Raw genomic sequence first — 20645 nt, 5'->3', positions numbered from 1 at the left:
AAATCGTATTTTTGTTCTTTCAGAAAAGTAAAAAAACAGGCTATGACAAAATATCCGTATATTCTGTTCGTATTGCTCCTTGTGTCTTTCAGTTCCTGCCAGACTGTTGAGCAACTTTCCATTGATTATATGCTCCCTGCGGAAATCAGTTTTCCTAACGAGTTGAAACGGGTGGCAATCGTAAATAATGTCAGTGCCACACCTGATAATACCTTACCTCCCAAAGAAAATAAAATAAAAGATAAAAATGAACTCAGCCGGGCAGTATCCTATCACGACGGCCAGCCCGTGCTCACTACCGAGGCACTGGCCAAAGCCATAGCTGAGCAGAATTATTTTAACGAAGTCGTTATTTGTGATTCGGCTCTGCGCGCACGGGACTTCAGACCTCGTGAATCAACTCTCAGCCAAGAAGAGGTCCGGACCTTGACACAGACTTTAGGTGTTGATTTCATCATTTCACTTGAAAACTTGCAAATGAAATCAACACGTGTTTTCAGCTATATTCCCGAATGGAACACCTATTATGGTACATTAGATACTAAAATCTATCCTACGGTAAAGATTTATCTTCCGGGACGGAAAAGCCCGATGGTAACGATCAACAGCAACGACAGCATTTTTTGGGAAGAGTACGGAAATACCGAAGCGTTTGTCCGCTCACGTCTCCCGGATGACAAACAAATGATTCGCGAGTCCTCTGAGTTTGCCGGTAGCATCCCGGTAAGCAAGATACTGCCGTACTGGAAAACAGCCTATCGTTACTACTTCATCAGTGGCTCGGTAGCAATGCGCGATGCAGCCGTCTATGTGAAAGAAAATGAATGGGACAAAGCATCAAAACTTTGGGAACAAGCTTTCGAAGCAACTAAAAATGACAAAAAGAAAATGCGTGCAGCTTTCAATCTGGCCCTATACCACGAAATGAAAGATAGTGTGGAAGAAGCAGAGAAATGGGCTATCAAAGCACAGGAATTTGCACGTAAAATAGATAAAATCGATTCACTGAAGAGCAGTGATATAGACTTTAGCAGAATTCCCAACTACTACCTGACCAGCCTTTATGTGAACGAATTGAAGGAAAGGGCCGAGGGATTAGGCAAACTTAAAGGCCAAATGAGTAGATTTAATGATGATTTTTAAAGAAATCATGCAAGGGTTCTTATTTTTTTTATACCTTTGAGCTAAATAAAAAGAGCTAAAAGATATGAAACTTAGTCAGCAGTCACAAGCCATTATCGAATCTGCGATTCAAAAAGCAATTAACAAATATACCTGTGGATGCGAACAGACCATCGTCACAGATATCCATATTCAACCGAACCAAAATTCCGGTGAGCTCTTCATCTATGATGATGAAGATGAAGAATTATCCAGTGTAACCATTGATGAATGGACAGCCTACGAGGGAGATGACTTTTACGAAGATGCTGAAAGAATCTTCCGCACCATGCTCTGCCGTATGAAAGAAGGTGGAAGTTTCGATAAGTTGACTATCCTTAAACCTTATTCTTTCGTATTGGTAGACGAAGATAAAGAGACGATCTCCGACCTTTTGCTTGTAGACGATGATACACTGTTAGTAAATGATGAACTTCTGAAAGGGCTGGATAAAGAACTGGACGATTTTCTGAAAAACTTATTGGAAAAATAGTTCCGCCCCCTCCTTGTGATATAACTGAAAGAGGCTATCCGAATAATTCGAATAGCCTCTTTTGGATTGGGTTCATGACGGACACATGGATAATCAATACCTTGTCACCTTGTCCGAATGCGCCTTCAAGTATTCAAAACGATTGATTAGTTCACCCAACTTTTTAGGGTACTTCTCTGCCAGATTCTCCTGCTGACCGATATCCGATTTCAGATTATAGAGTTTATAGCCATAGCCTAAACCGATAAAGTCACCGTCTTCCTTACTATAGGGATTATAATAAGGGGGAATCAGCGCCCAGTCACCCTGACGATAAGCATAATTGAACATCCCTTCGATCACTAACTCTTTACGCCCCTTTTTACTCTTACCTAAAAAAGCATCCATCGTATTCTGACTATCCACTTTATCCGGATAACTTTGTCCCAGAAGTGAAGCAAATGAAGCTAATAGATCCATCTGGCAAACAAATACATCTGATACCTGAGGCTTCACCCTGGCCGGCCAGCGAAGCATAAATGGTATACGGGTTCCCCCATCAAACATGCTTGTTTTACCTCCGCGTAAAGGACCGGCTATTTGGTGATCACCCACCAATTCAACAGCATCATCTTTGTAGCCATCATCAAGTACCGGACCGTTGTCACTTGTCAGAATCACGATGGTATTCTCTGCCAATCCCAGTTTATCCAATTCTTTCAGAAATTGATCTACACACCAATCAGCTTCCAGAATCACGTCGCCACGAGGCCCCATACCCGACTTCCCGACAAAACGTTCGTTAGGCACACGAGGTACATGCGGTTGATGAAGTCCATAATAGAGAAAGAAAGGTTTATCCTTGTTTTCATCAACAAATTGTTTGGCTTTATCCAGAAATAATCCTGCCATTTCTTCATCTTTCCACTGTGCCGCCTTACCGCCTTTTTGGAAACCAATACGAGGCACCCCATTCACGATGGAACCTGCATGCCCCACACTGGGGTGCATACGCAACAACTCCGGATTGTCTTTACCGGTGGGTTCGCCAGGGAAATTTTTCCGATAATCCACATAAAGGGGGTCATTCGGATCCAGCCCGACCACTTTTCCATTTTCCAGAAAAACACAAGGAACACGATCATTCGTCGCTGCCTGAATGAATGAATAATCGTAACCGATCTCGGCAGCACCGGGATGTACCTCCTTATTCCAATCTACATGCCCGTCTCCCAGACCGATATGCCATTTACCGACAGAACCGGTAGTATACCCTGCCTGCTTCATCAGCTTTGGCAATGTTATCTTCTGTGGATCAATAATCAACGCGGCATTACCCGGCAAAATCTTAGCTTCGACATTGCTCCAGGGATACTTCCCGGTCATGACCGAATAACGGCTCGGAGTGGACGTAGCTGCGGTACAGAATCCCTGTGTAAACCGAATACCTTCATTGGCTATACGGTCCATGCCCGGAGTCTGTATTCGATGGGCACCATAACAACTTAAGTCTCCGTATCCCAAGTCATCGGCAACAATCAGGATAATGTTGGGCTGTTTTTCTGTTTTTTCTTGTGCAGACTGCGGCACTCCGGCCAAAGCAGTAGCCGGCAAAGATACCCCCGCTACCACCCCTAAGGTACAGTTTAGCAACTTCATTTTTTCGTTTGTCATATTAAATTTGTTCAAGAGTAATTTCTGATGAGGTCAATGGAGCCTGAGTACAAAGATAGGCAAGAATCTTGTTCTGTCATGAAAATAATGAAATTAAATATAAAGCACATCTAAAAAAGATGCCGCCTCAACGATATTATCATTAAGACGGCATCCTGTTTCTGCCAAGAAGTTTTCTAAGGTTTCAGATTTTTCATCCGGACATGCCTTAATATATTCTGTAATTCAAAAACCCGCTCCGGATATAAAGAAGCTTCGTTCTTCCGTTCCGCCACATCATCTGCTACATGATATAATTGGGGGGTACTCAAATTACCGGTTTCTATTTTAGGTCCCCAGGTAATCATGGCAGGTCCGTCATTCGGCTCAATATACTTCCAATCTTTGGTACGGACCGACAAAGTGTGATTTGAAGCCTGCTCTATCACCCATGGACGATCGGACTGATTCTTGCCTAACCAAGTATCCAGAAAGTTAAAACTGTCAGGTGCCGCTCCTTTGGGTAGCCCTGCTCCAACCAATGAAGCCAAAGAAGCAAACCAATCAATTTGTGAAACTAAAGCATTGGAAACCTCGGCTGAAGCAGCTCCCTTCGGCCACCGGACAATAGCGGGAATACGGGTTCCACCTTCAAAAGCACTGTACTTATTACCACGTAACGGTCCTGCGGGACTATGCCCGTTCAGCAACTCCTCTGCCCGATCCTGATAGCCATCATCAACAACCGGCCCGTTATCACTGGACAGGATAATGAGGGTATTTTCTGATAATCCCAGCTTATCAAGTGTATCCATAATCTGACCTACACTCCAGTCAAACTGGACTATTGCATCTCCGCGCAATCCCATCGGATTTTTACCACGGAAGCGATCGTGCGGAAAACGAGGGACATGAACATCGTTCGTCGCAAAATACATAAAGAACGGCTCGTCCTTATGCTCACGAATGAAACCTATGGCATGTGAAGTTATCGAATCAGCAATATTCTCGTCTTTCCACAAGGCCTTGCCTCCCCCTTTCATATATCCGATACGACCAATGCCATTGACAATAGCCATATCATGTCCATGGCTTGACTTCAGATTGAACAACAACTCCGGGTGATCCTTTCCCAATGGTTCTCCTTCAATCGGTTTACGATAACTGACCTCAATCGGAGCAGAGGGATCATAATTGGCCACCTTGCCATTTTCTATAAAAACACACGGAACACGATCAGCGGTTGCAGCCATTATATAGGAATAATCAAAACCGATATCTCCTAAAGCAGTCGGCAACGGAGCATTCCAATCTTGTTCCCCATCCTTATCTCCCAATCCTAAATGCCATTTGCCGATAGCAGCAGTGGCATAACCGGCGTTTTTAAACATGTCAGCCATCGTATAACGCTCGGGGCGGATAATCATCCCTGCATTGCCTGCCGCAATATCCGTGCCCGGACGACGCCAAGCATACTCTCCGGTAAGCATGGAATAACGGGATGGGGTACTTGTAGCTGCTGTAGCATGGGCATTATTAAAGCGGATCCCCTCAGCAGCCAAACGGTTTACATGGGGTGTCTGCACATTCTTTGCACCGTAACATTCCAAATCACCATAGCCGAGGTCATCAGCATAGATAAACACAACATTGGGGAGTTTCCGATCGTTTACTTTTTGTTGGGCTTTCCCTCCCTTCTGACCGGTAGCAGCCATCAAGCATGCTACCGGAGAGAGACAAGCCAATAATACATATTGTCTCATTACTTAAGCTATTAAATTAGTCGCGTAAATTAGGATTAATATTCTGTTCAGACTGTGGAATCGGCCATGTATAATCTGTCGGATTGCGGAAAGCACGTTTACCAACATACCAACGGCACTTCCCTGTCGGATCAACCTCCTTGGTCGTTGTTGCATACTGAGTTGAATTTGGATAGGGAGCACCCCATATTTTCTGGGACAACACTTCATGTGCAATCCCCCATCGCATGATATCCCAGTAGCGAATGCCTTCCATAGCCAACTCAATGCGACGTTCGTGACGCACGATCTCACGAAGTTTAGCCGGATTCACTTCGGTAATAACAGGCATCTTCACACTGGCCCGACCTCTCACTGCATTGATTGTCTCGTCCAATGTTCCCTGAGTGATCGTTTGATTATCTTCAACCAGACATTCCAGATATCCCAACAACACTTCGGCATAACGAATAATCGGAGTCAGTCCGTTTGCGCTCTGTACATCGTTTATAGGTGTCGATTCTTCAAAATATTTCCTCATCATAAAGCCGGTTCTGGAAGCCTCGCTCGTATAATCGAGCTTCTCTTTCTTGGCTGCACTATAGTCAGGACTCATCTTATACTCTGTACCCATAAAGATGGCACCATTATAGTAAATTGTATAATCCAGACGCGGATCGCGATCCTTTCCTAAATTAGACGGGTCATATCTCGGATCATCATAGCTGAAAGGAGTTCCATCCTTAAATTCATACGATTCGTATAAATCAGCAGCCGGATTGACCAGGCTCCAGCCCCCGTCTTTGGCAGAAAGTGCATGCTGCGGCAGACCGGTACCCAGATAGTTTTCCAGATACTGGATGTAGAAAATATTCTCCTTGTTCGAAGTTCCGGTAGAAGGATAAAACAGCTCCTGATAGTTGGCGTTTATCGCATTATCTCCCAATTCCATAATATCGTGGAAAGCCTTTGCTCCACTTTTCCAATCTTTCTGCAACATGCAGGTACGTCCGAGAAAAGCAAGGGCCGCCTGTTTACAAGCACGTCCGGCTTCTCCCGCCGGAATGGCGGAGAAACGGGGCAAATCGGCCGCAGCTGCAGTAAATTCGGTTACACACCATTTCAGGATATCGGCCTGTGAAGTCTTTGTCACATTGTTGGCTTCTTCACCCGTCAGCACATTCTCTACCAAAGGAACATCCTTGAAGTAGCTGGCAAGATAAAAATACTGGGTTGCACGTAAAAAGCGGGCCTCAGCAATCATCCGTGTCTTTTTTGCCGATTCGGAACTATTCTGAATGCCAACAAGAAAACGATTGCAGTAACCTATTCTCTTATAAGACGTTTCCCAATATCTTTTAATAAATGCATTATCAGCCGTCAAATTACCACTTGAAATCTTGAAGAAAGGATTATTCTCCCCCCGACGGTCAAAAGCATTATCCGAAAGATGCTCCATCATAATCATTCCGTGATAGGACCACCAATCCGAAGGGTTATACTCTACGCCGTCTGTCAGGCTTCCTCTATAAAGAGAAGTCAATGCCAGTTCCGCATTCGATTCGCTATTCCAAAAAGTCTCTTCAGACAAGTCTGTCAGTGGATAGCGCTCTAAATCACAAGCTTGAAACAGTCCTGCCGCCAATGCCAATGCTACTATATATTTTAAACTCTTCATCTTACATCAAAATTTTAAGGTTAAACCAAATGTATAAGTTGACAGAATAGGATAATAACTACCGTCTGTATTAATTTCCGGATCCCAGCCTTTACGATATCCGCTGATGGAGAATGGATTATCAAGTGATATATAAAAACGAAGGTTGGAGGAACCGAACTTCTGAGTTATATGTTTGGGCAATGTATATCCTAACTGGATATTTCTCACTTTGAGATAAGAGGCATCCAGAATCCAGAAGTCAGAACCCAGCGTATTGTTGCTACCCGCATTCGACATCACCTCGAGACGGGGATATTTAGGATACCGGTTCGACTGATTATTCGTCCAGGTCTCTTCTGCCTGCCATTTCTGGATATTACCTTCCTGGAAGAAAGCATAACCGGCATAATTAGTCAACTGTCCTTTTACTTTGGCCACTCCTTGAAGCAATATATTGAAATCGAATCCTTTGTATTCGGCACCCAATCCTAAACCAAATGTATATTGAGGTATCTTCGATCCCAAATAAGCTTTATCGGCTTCATCCACCTTTCCGTCACCGGAAATATCCACATAACGCAAATCACCCGCTTTGGAGTTAGGAGCAATCTTACTCTGATCATGCCATTCTTTTACTTCTTCATCAGTCAAGAATACGCCATCCGTCTTATAACCGTAAAACATATTCATCGGATAACCCAGGAACAGATTGCTACCATTACCTATCATTCCACTCTTTTGCTCCACATCTCCTACACCCAGACTGATCACTTTATTCTTGATAATGGAAAAGTTTCCGTTAACATGATAACTAAATTCACCAACCTTATTCTGGTGCCCTATTTCAAACTCCCATCCCTTGTTTTCAAGACTTCCCGTGTTGACTTGCGAAAGTGCAAGACCGAAAATAGAAGAATAACTTGCGCTCGGTTTATACAGGATGTCTGTTGTCTTACGATAGAAATAAGCTGCATTAAACGTCAGTTTGTTCTTCCAGAAAGCAGTCTCGATACCGACATCCGTAGTACGGGTCTTTTCCCATTTTAGAGTCGGATCAACATAGGTAGTCACTGCGGCACCCTGAGTATAAACACCCCCGAATACATAGTTCATTGCTTTTCCAAGAGCATAAGTAGACTGATAAGGATAGTTACCAATATTGTTATTACCCAGAATACCGTATGATGCTTTCAGCTTCAGATTATCAATAAAGCTCAGTGACTCTGCTTCTTTGAAAAATTGCTCCTCCGATAAACGCCATCCTGCAGCAACAGATGGAAAGAAACCAAATTTATTATCTGTCGGGAAACGGGAAGAACCATCATAGCGCATCGTGGTTTCAAACAAATAGCGTTGGTCATAATTATAAGTCAAACGTCCGAAAACAGACATAATGGCCCAATCATAGCCTCCACCGGAATTGGTTTGCCCATCAGCTCCTCCGGCGTTCAGGTAGGGGACTTCATCCGATGGGAAATTCAGGCGGCTTCCTCCTACGGTTCTCTGCGATTCATCTTCCCAAGTATAACCGACTAATACAGACAAATCATTCTTGCTGAATTTCACATTGTAATCTGCCAATGCCTGAAACGTTTTATAGACCGTTTTATACATGGTATCCGACAGAGAAGAAGGACCCAACTTTTTACCGCCTGTAATCTCCATAGCCGAACGATAGTGACGAATCTGCTGACCGGTATAATTATATCCTCCGATAGCTTTCAAAGTTAAACCTTTCACCGGTGTAAACGCCAACTCTACATTAGAACGGAATTTATCAAAGTTTTCATCATAAAAAGAACCACTATCCAACCATGCCAACGGTGTACCAAGCACCTTGGGTCCTAAACCGTACGAACCATCTTCCAATTTGGTAGCCCACAATCCTGGGAAACGAAGTGCATTGCTTGAAAAAGCTTTAAATCCTGCAGAATCCATTCCACCCGGAGTAGAAGGCTCGCTTCTTTTTGAAACGACACCGCCTAAACGTGTGGTTAATGTAAGGTTTTTAGCCAATTCTGTCGTCAGATTCACTCTGCCGTTATAACGATCATAGTGATTGTGTTTCATCAGCCCGTTCTGTTTTACATAGCCAAAGGAAACCATATATTGTGTTTTATCATTGCCTCCGTTCACAGTCAGTTCATGTCCGGTTTGCAGCCCTTTGTTACCCAATAATTTGTCCAGATAGTGTTCATTAGGATAATTGTACGGATCGGAACCATCTTTATATTTCTGAATCTCTTCTGCCGTATAAACCTCCTTGCCCATTGCTTTATTGTACAGTTCGGCATACTCCCACGAATCACACATTTCAGGTAATTCAGTAGCCTGATTAAATCCGACATAACCGTTATAACTTACGGTAACCTTACCCTTTTGACCACCCTTGGTTTTCACAAGTACAACACCGTTCGCAGCACGCGAACCGTAAATAGCAGCAGAGGAAGCATCTTTCAAGATTGAAATACTCTCAATATCAGCTGGATTCAAATCATTCAAGCTACCGGGAAGTCCGTCAACCAACACCAAAGGATCGGGGGTTGCTCCAAAAGAACCGACACCACGTACACGAATTGTACCTTGATCTTGTCCGGGATTACCGCTCGATTGTGTAATTGTTACTCCGGATAGTTGTCCGGTCAGCATATTCGAAACGCTGGGAGCGGTTCTGGATTCAAGTTTCTTACTATCCACCGCAGCAATCGAACCAATCACGTTCACTTTCTTCTGTGAACCATATCCAACCACGACCACCTCTTCCAAAGCCCGGGTATCTTCTTTCATCGTAACACTTAATGGTTTTCCCGAAACAACTTTCAGTTCCTGAGTCTGATATCCGATATAAGAAATCTCAATCACCGCTTTCTCCGAACTCACTGATAAGGAGAACTCTCCCTCTAAATTAGTTATGATACCGTTTGTTGTCCCTTTCTCAACGACACTGGCACCAATCACCGGTTCTCCGTTCACATCCGTCACTCTTCCCGAAACTCTTACCGTTTGTTGTTGCTTCGATGTCATTTCGGTAGATAAAATAATCTTTTTATCCAAAACGGAATACTTCACATTAGTCCCTTCAAAGATTTCATCCAGCACTTTAAATATATCACTCTTGTCAACTGAAACGGAAACCATCCTTTTCAGGTTAACATGTTTGTTATTAAAGAAAAAGCCAAAGCCCGATTGCTTTTCTATTTCTTTCAGAACTTTCTCTACAGTTTGATTATGTATATCAATACTGATCTCCACCTTTTGTGCAAAAACATCTGTGGCATGCACAAAACTCATAGAGCAAATTAGGAATAGAATAAATAGTCGCATAGTTCTTGGTATTTTATTCGAGGTCAGCCAAAGCGAAGACTTTACCACCCGCAATAATTGGATGCTAAAATAATTTTGCATAATTTTGTATTGACTTAAAGTTAAAAAAATAGTTTATCTTAGCTTGTCGCTAAACAAGCTCAAAAGGTTTACTCTTTTACGTATGGAAGGATACGCCAATATCTTTCCGTACGTTTTTAGTAATTCAGGGAGATTTGTTTTTCATAAGCATTTCTTTTAAGGGTTAATTAATAAATTTCAATTTTACTCCGTTCATCCTGAATATCAGGACTCTCCAGGTATCTCCATTGTATCTTGGACGAAATTTTAAAGTATTCCAATATGCGTTCAAGCCGTTGTTCGGTGAATGTACCCGTAAACGCATTTGTTTTTAAACGTGTATTCTTTATAATGAAAGTTACATTAAAACGTTTTTCAAGCATTCTCAACGCTACTTCCAACGGCGTATTACTGAATATGATCTTGCCATCTTTCCAGGCGGTTTCCGACAAGCCAGATGTAGCATATAGCCGCACATCACCGCTTGTCGAACTATAAACAAGCTTTTGTCCGGGTTTCATAACAACTTTCTTAACCCGATAATCTCTATCATTAAAATGAAAACAAACATGTCCTTCTACCAACGTGGTCGAGACGTCCGGTTCATCTTCATAAGCCTCCACATTAAAATGGGTACCCAATACTTCTATCTTTGATGCATGTGGAGTAGAGACGAAAAACTTCTTTTTTAAATCTTTTGCTACCGCAAAATAAGCCTCTCCCCGCAACTCCACATCTCGTGTATCACCTTCAAAAAAAGTTGGATAACGTAAAGAAGATTCCGAATTCAGATAAACGACCGTACTATCTGGTAGTACCACCGAAGTTGTCATTCCCGGATTCGTCTTAATCTCAAGCATCTGACTCAAGACAGGTTTACTATTGTTCATGTATTGCACCACAAAAGCTATAAACAAAGGAATGAATAAAACAGCAGCGGTACGTTGTATCCACTCCCACCAAGTTGTTTTCTTTACAACCATTCTACTCCTAACCTTATCCAAGGCCTTCTCCGTATCCACCTTACGCATTACGTTAACTGTATCTACAGCCAGATAAAGAGTATTCATCTGATCAACCATCTTCCGGTTCTCTTCCGATTCTCCTATCCAGGCTTCCACCTGCCTGCACTCTTCTTCCGTAGCCAGTCCTTCACAATAGCGAGGTAGTAAATGGTCTATATCTTCTTGATTCATATTTATAACTCAACTCTTTTATTAATAAGACAGGTGGGAAAATAGGATTCCTAAACTTAATTCCATTTTTTTTTAGAAAATCTTTGTTTTAATAAGAAAAGACTATCTTTGTATATAAATTAAATTCTTAGATCTATGAAGCCAAACCGGACAAGAGAAGAGATTTTATTGCTTTCCAAACTTCAACAAGGGGATAAAAAGGCTTTTAACGCCTTGTTCAGAAAATACTATCCAACGTTATGTGCATACGCCCACCGGTTTGTGGATTTGGAGGATGCGGAGGAAATTGTACAGGATGTGATGCTTTGGCTATGGGAGAATCGTGAGATATTACTTATTGAATCATCACTAAGCCAATATCTTCTAAAAATGATATATCACCGTGCATTAAACCGCATCGCGCAGAAAGAGGTAAAATATCGCGCAGATACACTATTTTATGAAAAAAATCAGGCAATGATTTACGATGTAGACTTCTATCAGATAGAAGAATTAACAAAACGGATTCACACAGCCATAGCAGCGTTACCGGAATCTTATCGAGAAGCATTTATCATGCACCGCTTCAAGGATATGAGTTACAAAGAAATTGCAGAGCTCCTTAATATATCTACTAAGACCGTAGATTATCGTATACAACAGGCACTGAAATTACTACGCAAGGAACTCAAGGAATTCTTATCATTGGCATTAATTTTTCTGGCAGCGTAGTTCGCACAGACGAAAGATAGACATTATAAAAGGAGGCAGAGTTACCGAATAAAAAGAAGGAGTTGTGTCAAAAGTCTTTTCACCACAAAGGACACAGAGTAGCAGAGATTATTCACATTGATCATCAACGACTTAAAGACACATCTGTGTTATTCTGTGTTCTCTATGGTGAGTTTCGACACCCCCTCCTTTACACATGCACTGTTTATTCTATCGTAATATCAAACTGATCATAAGAATCTGTTCTCCACGATTTATCGCAAGTCAGAGGAGAGAGAGCAAAAAGAGGAGAGAAAGTCTTGATTTTAATCGTTTTTCCATCAGGCATAAATTCCATAATTCTCAGCCACCCGTCTCCACCGTTACCAAACCATTGTCCATCTGCTGTCTGTGCATTGAACATCATTTGAGGAACATTTTTACCGGATGCATTTTTATCAATCCGGAAACTGACATTATCCTTATAATCGGCTATCTCACATTCGTGTCCACAAATCACCATACAAATATTCTTTGAAGGATAAACCAACTTGTCCCAAATAACTTGTCCATAATTGGCAGGTGTCATTTTATAATTCTCTTTTTCAATTATTTTTCCTGTCCATGCCAGATATGAATGCGTCAACAATATCACCTTATGATCCTTATAGCGAGGTGAATCCACCACTTTCTTCGCCCACTCCAAAGCTTCATCACGAGGAGCAAACTCCAGAGAAACAACTAAAATCTTACCCCAGGTATCAGTCACGAATTCATAAGCAGCATTTTCCAGTGTTGGTATGCCCTGATAGTTATTTCCTACAGCAACCAGACTTTCTCTCCAACAAGAATTTCTCTCTGAAGGAAAGTAATCAGGAAAATGACACAAACGATTTTCTGCTTTTTGATATCCATAATCATGATTGCCGGTACAAATCACATAAGGCAGCTTTCCGTCCAAGCGCTCAAATGCACGCGAGGCGGCACGCCATTGTTCTTCACTTGTCTGATTCCCGTTCACTCCATCCGGAATACGGATTTCATTCTGCTCCACCAAATCACCGGTACAAAGCACTCCTTTTATATTCAGAGACTCAATGCTATTAGCCACCCATGCTGTCTGCAACTCAAAAAGAGGTTGGTTGGCATCGAACTTTGTATAGCTCTGTGGATCGGGCAACAGAATCATTGAAAAAGAATTTTTATCGGTAAGTTTTGCACGTACCGGATAAACTTGCGCAGAAACAAATAAAGTCTGCATACAAAGAATAAAAGCTAATAAGTAGTTTTTCCTGTTCATAAGTATTACATTTAAATATTTCAAATAAAATTAAGTAGCAAAGATATAAATACTCACTGGCAATAACCCCTGTATCCTCCTAATTATTTCAGAAGAAAAGTGGCCATTACAGCTTTATGATCCGTCGGCCACACCCCTAACGGGGTTATAAATAAATCTTTGCTTCTCTCCTCTATACGTTTACTGCGGACAATCGATTTTGAAGGTCCTACCACAGATACATCCTTCAATTTCAATTTTTTGTCAGGCCTGAAATAAATAAAATCAATACGGTCCCGTTCATCAGCGTCAGGTGCCCACGACAGCTTTTCTACAGCTATACCTTCATTATCAGACGGAAAAGTAAATCCCGGATGTGTGATCGGATTAGGATATTTTGTCCGGTAGGCATCTTTAAATCCCGCATTTTCAAGGAGAACGGAACAATCCCACCGAACTACCGTCCCGTTATGATCCCACAATTTCTTCGTATTTTCGTTCCAGTCCAAATGTGAAGGTTCATTGAAATCACCGCCTAATAAAACAATATTCCCCTTTTCTTTCCGGGCATCTTCTATCACATGACGAATCGCTTCATCACGCAAAGATTCATTATTGGCTTTCTCAATCACCGCTACATCCAGTACCGGTGCATCCAACTTTTTCCATGTAACGCCACTATATCCTCTTGGCAGATAACAGGCATAATGTGTATAATCCAAATGTGCGGAATATACAACAACATCTCTTCCATTAATGCGTATGCGGGCTTTCAGTACGGAACCGGCATCATCTTCCAAGGGACAATTAGGAGCCTGTTCTTCAATTTTATATTTAGATAAAATACCTACATCCAACTTGCTGTTTTCACCATAATATCTCTTTCCACGTTCTTCCAAAGCCTGTAGTATACGCGAAATAAATTGTTTTCCATGATAGTTTCTCACTTCACTAAACATCACGATATCCGGCTCCAGACGAGCCACCTCGTCAGCTATTGCCTCAAAGCCCCCTTTCACCATGGTACCTTCCTGCCAGATATTCATTTGGAGGACTTTAACTTCGTTTCCCTTGCCATAAGCCATTACAGTAGATAGCCATAAGACTATACTTAATAAACTATATCTCAACATCATATTAATAAATGTATTAAAAACCAGAGGAGGTGCGAACAGAAAGCATTTCTCTCCATTCTGCACACACCTCTTCTAAAACTCTATTTTATTGCAAAATCCACATCAGTTTATTAACGTCATCTACTCCCCCGAATTGACGTTGCAAAGCCTCGTTCTGATGCTCCAGATTATAATCAGACTCTGATTTCGGATACATCCAGCGCATAGGCAGTCTGTCATTCATCGTATTCCGGTTGGTTGCAGGATTAATCGGTAATATCGGATACCCTGTACGACGGTAGTCATAATAAACATCATACGGATGTTGCATGAACGATGCCAGATAACGTTGTGTCAATATCTTCTCAAGGTCTCCCTCTCTCTCACCACTTAACTGTATAGCCGGTGTTTCAAGAAAAGCCGCAATCGCTTCCTGCGTCAACGGATGTCCATGATGATAGATCTCTTCATCCGGAGTATTAGCAGCTATAAACTCCATGTGAGCTCTGATTGCCTTCTTGTAATAAGTAGTTGCATCACCCGAAATCCATCCTCTCACGGCAGCTTCTGCCAGAATGAAATTCTGTTCGGCATATCCCAATCGGACAACCGGTTCTCCGGAAGGATAATCAGTATACCGCGCATTAAATCCAGAATATTGTTCTGTGGCATAAGCCTTCTCTATCTGCTCAAAAGGCAATGACGGATCAGTCCCGATATAAGCATCCCAACTGTCAGCGGTCACTCCTGCATCAAGTTTAGCCTTTGCCGGTTTGGCATAATAGAACATACGGATATCTCCGGTTGCCTTAAACTTATCAATCAGCATAGTAGAAAGCATGGCATAACCGGCGTGTTTAGTATTTGTGTTATGGAAAGGATATACAGTATTCGCTTTATCCGCATATTTCATCTGAAGATTATCATCGTTTGATTCCATTAAGCTACCCGATGCCACGATCCGGGCAAAACGTTCTTTCACATTCAAATCTACATCACTCTCTTTCTTCGAAAGATGCATCAGAACTTTCAACTGAAATGCTGTAGTCGCTTTCTTCCATTTGCTGATACTACCTCCCAGAATCGGATCACCATCAAAATCTTTAGCTGAGGAAAATAATTCGTATGCTCTTTCCAGATCACTCAAAACAAACCCCATCACTTCCTTTTGGGTATTGTATTTAGGGCGCACCAACCCTAATTCACCTTGCAAAGCCTCCTCGTAAGGAAGGTCACCCATTTCCATCGACATATAGAATATTTTGTAGGCCTTTATAAAATGCGCCAGACCATCGTATGCATTCACATTATCATCCGTAACAGATTCGACCATCTTCTGTGCATTAATCAGTGTCGTGTATCCTCCGAAACCGGAACGTCCGAACACATTATACTGGTAATCTTCCATACTTTCGCCCCATGCCATCTGTTTGGCAAGCAGATCGTCATATATAAATGATTTACTGGCACTGGACGATGTAATATCCAAAAGTAATCCGGTCGCCAGCAGTGAAGAGGTAACCTTAGTGGTTGCATCGGGATTTGTGTTGATTTCATCGAACTTATCGCAAGAAGCCAGCAAGGTAGTTACCAATAACAACGATATGTATTTATTAATTCGTTTCATATTATTCTATCTTTTAAAAATCCAATTTTACATTAAAGCCTAAATAACGGGTGGACGGAGAACTTAGGTTATCTGAGTCACTGTCGGGATCGGTAAAGCGGAACTCTTTAGTCCATACAAACAGATTTTGTCCGACAAAAGCCAGTGTCAAACCTTTCATATGCAGTTTGTTGCAAACAGACTTAGGCATCTGATAGCTCAGCGAGAGGTCACGCAGTTTGAAGAACGTCTCGTCAAATACATTCTGACGTGTCACGGTACCTATATACGGGTTAGTACTTTTCATATACGACTCGTAAGATACTTGTACGTCGTTCGGAGCAAATACTCGATCGTCATGGATAATTTTTCCGTTCGAATCGTAATCTACACTCCCGGAAACGACTTTCACTCCGGTACCTACAAAATTGGTCTTCTTATTCACCACTTCATCATATCGCCACTGATTGTCCGAATCAATATGTGCCCCCGAGTTCCACATCGCCTGATTGGTTTTCGAGTGTGCCATACCTCCTACCCGTCCGTCAAGTGTAAAGGAGAGAGTGAAATTCTTGTAAGTTATCGTATTCGTCCAGCCCCATATCCAATCAGGATATTCATAACCGATAACCGACTGGTAATCGCTCTGTTTAGGATAACCATTGTAATTGATAATATTTCCTTGAGGATCGCGTTCCCAATCGTAAATTCCGTACCAATCCCAACGTTTACCGACAGCTACCCAAGGCTTCTGTGTAGAATATACCGGGTCTATTTTGGTATAATACCAACGGTCACGTGACCAGTTGAAAGCCGACTCCCAATTCCAGTCTCTTGTTCTGATAATATCGCCTGACAGGGTCAATTCTACCCCACGACCCACATATTCTTCATCAATGTTGATCAATGTAGACGTAAATCCGGAAGAGTTGCTGATGCCGGCACTACGAGTCAGATTGTAATAGAGCTTATTATAATAAGTAAAGTCTACTTTCAGACGATTTTTAAACATATGGACTGCCGTACCGATTTCATAAGAACGTGTAGCCGAAGGTTTCACCGCAACACCACGGATAGATGTGGGATAATATGCAGCACTCTCACCATTCCACAAATCGGTAGACACACTATAAGTATTGTTAGTATCATATACTCCCAGGTCACTCTTAGTTTGTGTCCATGCACCTCTCACTTTCCAGAAATCAATAAATTTAGGCATTGGGATAAACTGCGAAAGCACAACACTGCTGGCCACAGACGGATAGAAATAAGATCGTGTCTCCGACGGCAAGGAAGATGACCAGTCATTACGTCCCGTTACATCCAGAAATAAAGTACTCTTCCACGAAACAGAAGCTTTTGCATATACACTGGTCACCAGTTTTTTAGTAATACCACTGGTTGTTTTCAACGGGTCTACAGATGATTTCAATGAGTAATATCCCGGAATTTTCAGACCATTTTGTGTTTCAGCCAAAATATTATCACTCTTCCAGTAATAAACGTTTCCACCCACGAAACCATCGACATTGAAATTACCGAATTTATGATCGGCAGACAGTATCAAGTCATTGTTTAAACTATATCCGCCTAAGCGTTGCAGACCATAATAACCCTGTTTATGCCAACCACCCACAGCACTTACAGCATTCCGCCACTCTTTTTTCTGTGAATACGAGTCCAGCCCCGAACGCAGTGATAAGTTCAACCAAGGAGTAAAATCATAATTGGCAGAAAGATATCCGTTAATCAAATCATAATCGCTTGAACGCGTAATTTCGTTCGCAATGAAATATGGATTATCATACCATTTGGTATCCATCCAGTTCTGCTGTTCATCCTGTTTAATCCAGTAATTTTTATAGTCCCGTATATCATACTCAGCCCCTGACCATACCAACAAATTATAAAGGAAACCACTTCCACCATATCCGGCTCCCATATCGTTGGGGTAGAAACGTTTGTTATAAGTCAGACCTCCGTCAAAAGAAAATTTCTTCCATTTCATATCGCCCGATACTGAGTAAGTAATCTTATTCAATTTTTGATTCGGATACTGCCCTTTGTTATATACATGGGTCAATGAAGTACGTACGCTACCATATTTACCTTTCTGGGATACACTTACATTGTTGTTTGTCACCAAACTCAATTCTTGAAAGTTCTTTAAGTTATTTCTACCTTTCGAAACCAAAGGCATATCCACCCATTCGTGAGTATACGGATCATATTGCAATGCTGTACGTCCGATGTCCAGTTTGTCTCCCCATACATATCCTCCGGTGGAATAAGTCCCCTGCGACCCGGAACTATATGAAGTTTGTACCTCCGGCTTTCTCAGATATCCGGCTGCAAACATGGTACTGCTGTTTACAGTCACATTCAATCCTTCTTCCTTACCTTTTTTAGTGGTAATCATCACTGCACCGGCACCTCCACGGGCACCATAGAGTGCCGAAGCCGTAGCTCCTTTCAGGACATCAACCGATTCGATATCATCAGCTGCTATATCATTCAATCCCACATTACCATAAGGTACACCGTCGATAACTAACAGGGGGGCAGATGCACGCAACGAGAGTGAAGGAGCTGTATTGAACTCTGTACTGTTTTTTACATTCAATCCGGCAATCTTGCCCGTTAACGAAGTAGCAACATTCACTGTTTTTACAGCAGCCAGCCGATCTCCGTCCACTTTTTGCACGGCATACCCCAGAGCCTTCTCTTCGCGCTTGATACCTAATGCCGTTACAACAACCTCATCGAGCAGTTTCGTGTTCTCGGCCAACCGAACAGTAAGTGAAGTATTATTACCCACAGGAACTTCTTTGGTGATGTACCCGATATACGAAATGATAATTGAGCTTTTAGTTCCTACAGAAAGACTAAAGTTACCGTTGACATCTGTAATCGTCCCGTTTCCGGAATCCTTTTCTTTAATATTAGCTCCGATAATGGGTAAACCGGCCTCATCAGTAACCAGTCCCTTTATCTTTTTAGTGGTCTGCTGTTGTGCAGCAGTCGTTTCCAAAATCTGTTTAGGAGACAGGATAATACTATTCTCCAATATTTTATAACCGATATCCGTACCGGCAAACAGCTGATTCAAAACTTGGCTGATCTCTTTTTGAGTACTTTTAATAGTCACACTCCGAGAGATATCCACCTGCTTATTATTATAGAAAAAGTGGTATTCCGACTGCTTCTCTATTTCATCCAGCACTTTCTGAAGACTGCTGTTGCTGACATTCAATGTCACACGTACTGACTGGCTATAACCCTTAGCCGCAAATGCCATACTGGCAAAGACAAACAACATGATCGCTGATAGTTTCATACACAAAGGTATTTTTTTCAGAAGCGAAAAGATATTCTGCCTCCCGAAAAATTGGAAGTTTAAGTAAATTGTCATAGATTTGTAGTGATTTTGATTTAAAAAATTCTATTAACCGCACAACTTGTCGCCAAACAAGCGGACGGTGGACTTTCATACAGGAAAATACGCCAATATTTTCCTGTATGTTTTTTTGTTTTAAGGTGGACGTGTTGTCATAGGTATCAGATTTTAAAAGTTTAATATTCAAATGGTCAATATAGCTCTATTTTCATTTTCTGCTGTATTGTCTGCTGTGTGTTATGTTCCAGTTCTATAAATCTATACTGTATGCCCGAAGCAAGCCTGAAGTGTTCAAGAATCAGAGGTAAGTGCTGTTCGCTGAATACTCCGGTAAATGAATTTCCATAAAGAGTAGAATCTTTTACGATAAACTCCACATGAAACCGCTTGGTAAGTATTTTCAAAGCCTCAGACAGCGGGGTATTCCTAAATACCACCTGACCGTCTTTCCAGGCCGTATAAGTTTTCACATAAGGTTTGTCGGTCCTCACTGTACGTGTTTTCGGATTATAGATAAACTCCTCATCAGGCTTCATCACAAAGGTCCGTTGCTTGTCACCCTCACCCAGAAATGACAATTTCACAGAGCCCGATACTAAGGTAGTTCTTACCACACTGTCCGTCCGATAAGCCTCTATATTGAACTCCGTACCCAAAACCTCAGTCTGAATACGGAAAGGCGTATTAACAATAAATCGCTTACTTTTATCTCTATGCACCTCAAAGTAAGCCTCTCCATCAAGTTCTACGTTACGTATATCTCCTGTGAACCTGGTAGGATGTTTAAGTGAAGATCCCGAGTTCAGCCAAACTTTAGTTCCATCCGGCAGATTCGCTTCAGCAACCATACCGGGATTTGTCCGTATCTCCACATACTCCACGGGGGAGTTTTTCAAAATCAGATAAAGGGTGGTGGCAAGCAGCGGCAAAGCTAAACAAGCAGCAATACGCTGCCCCCACACCATCCATGAAACTCTATGTTGATGTTTGTGTATTCGGTCCTTTACCTGATGGAAAGCCCCAACAGAATCTACATGCTTCATGTAGTTCAATGTATCGGCTGCCCGGTAAAGCTGAAAAATATCCCGTGCTGTCTTCGTATTCTCCTCCGAAGTAGCGATCCACTCTTCTACCTCCTTTTGTCTGTCAGCAGGAAGCTCCCCGGCAAAATAGCTTAAAAGAATTGACTCATTTATGTAATAGAATTCATCCATAATTCGTGCTTTTATAGATAAGACGAATGAAATCAGAAATCTCCTAACCTAAAAACGTATTTTTTTTGAAAAAAAT

Annotated in this window: 13 protein-coding genes; 3 read left to right on the top strand and 10 right to left on the bottom strand. The window is 41.9% G+C overall.

The window, feature by feature from the left end; translation table 11 throughout:
• Positions 1–42 precede the first annotated feature (42 nt).
• Positions 43–1143, top strand: coding sequence for a DUF6340 family protein (locus QK890_RS16055; RefSeq protein ID WP_005818678.1), 1101 nt, complete (start codon positions 43–45; stop codon positions 1141–1143).
• Positions 1144–1207: 64 nt separating this feature from the next.
• Positions 1208–1654 (top strand): hypothetical protein, encoded by a 447-nt coding sequence (locus QK890_RS16050; RefSeq protein ID WP_005775807.1) that lies wholly within the window; start codon positions 1208–1210, stop codon positions 1652–1654.
• Positions 1655–1747: 93 nt separating this feature from the next.
• On the opposite strand, the gene QK890_RS16045 is transcribed toward QK890_RS16050, so the two are convergent.
• The 5 genes from QK890_RS16045 to QK890_RS16025 form a co-directional block, all read right to left on the bottom strand.
• On the bottom strand, positions 1748–3307 hold the full coding sequence (locus QK890_RS16045; protein WP_223127458.1) for an arylsulfatase: 1560 nt from the start codon (positions 3305–3307) through the stop codon (positions 1748–1750).
• Between the two features lie 176 nt (positions 3308–3483).
• The gene (locus QK890_RS16040; protein WP_005809968.1) at positions 3484–5049 is read right to left on the bottom strand and encodes an arylsulfatase; all 1566 of its coding nucleotides are present in this window, start codon (positions 5047–5049) and stop codon (positions 3484–3486) included.
• Between the two features lie 16 nt (positions 5050–5065).
• Positions 5066–6706, bottom strand: a complete 1641-nt coding sequence (locus tag QK890_RS16035; RefSeq protein WP_005775803.1) for a RagB/SusD family nutrient uptake outer membrane protein — start codon at positions 6704–6706, stop codon at positions 5066–5068.
• Positions 6707–6712: 6 nt separating this feature from the next.
• Entirely contained in the window at positions 6713–10093 is a 3381-nt protein-coding gene (locus QK890_RS16030) for a TonB-dependent receptor (RefSeq protein WP_005818675.1), read from the bottom strand.
• 167 nt (positions 10094–10260) lie between these two features.
• Entirely contained in the window at positions 10261–11268 is a 1008-nt protein-coding gene (locus QK890_RS16025; RefSeq protein ID WP_005809974.1) for a FecR family protein, read from the bottom strand.
• Positions 11269–11403: 135 nt separating this feature from the next.
• Here QK890_RS16025 and QK890_RS16020 point away from each other — a divergent pair, with 135 nt between their 5' ends.
• Positions 11404–11979 carry an RNA polymerase sigma-70 factor gene (locus QK890_RS16020; protein ID WP_005775800.1) on the top strand — a complete coding sequence of 192 codons (576 nt, stop codon included), beginning with the start codon at positions 11404–11406 and terminating at the stop codon, positions 11977–11979.
• 205 nt (positions 11980–12184) lie between these two features.
• Here QK890_RS16020 and QK890_RS16015 read toward each other — a convergent pair whose 3' ends face one another.
• The 5 genes from QK890_RS16015 to QK890_RS15995 form a co-directional block, all read right to left on the bottom strand.
• Positions 12185–13258, bottom strand: a complete 1074-nt coding sequence (locus QK890_RS16015) for a metallophosphoesterase (RefSeq protein WP_032539648.1) — start codon at positions 13256–13258, stop codon at positions 12185–12187.
• A gap of 83 nt (positions 13259–13341) precedes the next feature.
• Positions 13342–14370, bottom strand: coding sequence for an endonuclease/exonuclease/phosphatase family protein (locus tag QK890_RS16010; RefSeq protein ID WP_032531830.1), 1029 nt, complete (start codon positions 14368–14370; stop codon positions 13342–13344).
• Positions 14371–14458: 88 nt separating this feature from the next.
• Positions 14459–15979, bottom strand: coding sequence for a SusD/RagB family nutrient-binding outer membrane lipoprotein (locus QK890_RS16005; protein WP_005809982.1), 1521 nt, complete (start codon positions 15977–15979; stop codon positions 14459–14461).
• Positions 15980–15992: 13 nt separating this feature from the next.
• Positions 15993–19295, bottom strand: a complete 3303-nt coding sequence (locus tag QK890_RS16000; protein WP_032539649.1) for a SusC/RagA family TonB-linked outer membrane protein — start codon at positions 19293–19295, stop codon at positions 15993–15995.
• A gap of 251 nt (positions 19296–19546) precedes the next feature.
• Positions 19547–20569 carry a FecR family protein gene (locus QK890_RS15995; protein ID WP_032539650.1) on the bottom strand — a complete coding sequence of 341 codons (1023 nt, stop codon included), beginning with the start codon at positions 20567–20569 and terminating at the stop codon, positions 19547–19549.
• Between the last annotated feature and the right edge of the window lie 76 nt (positions 20570–20645).

The organism is Bacteroides sp. NGMCC 1.200775, from assembly GCF_040798045.1.
Lineage (GTDB): Bacteria > Bacteroidota > Bacteroidia > Bacteroidales > Bacteroidaceae > Bacteroides > Bacteroides hominis.
The sequence above is the reverse complement of the archived record's forward strand: the minus strand, read 5'-3'. Positions and strand labels throughout refer to the sequence as shown.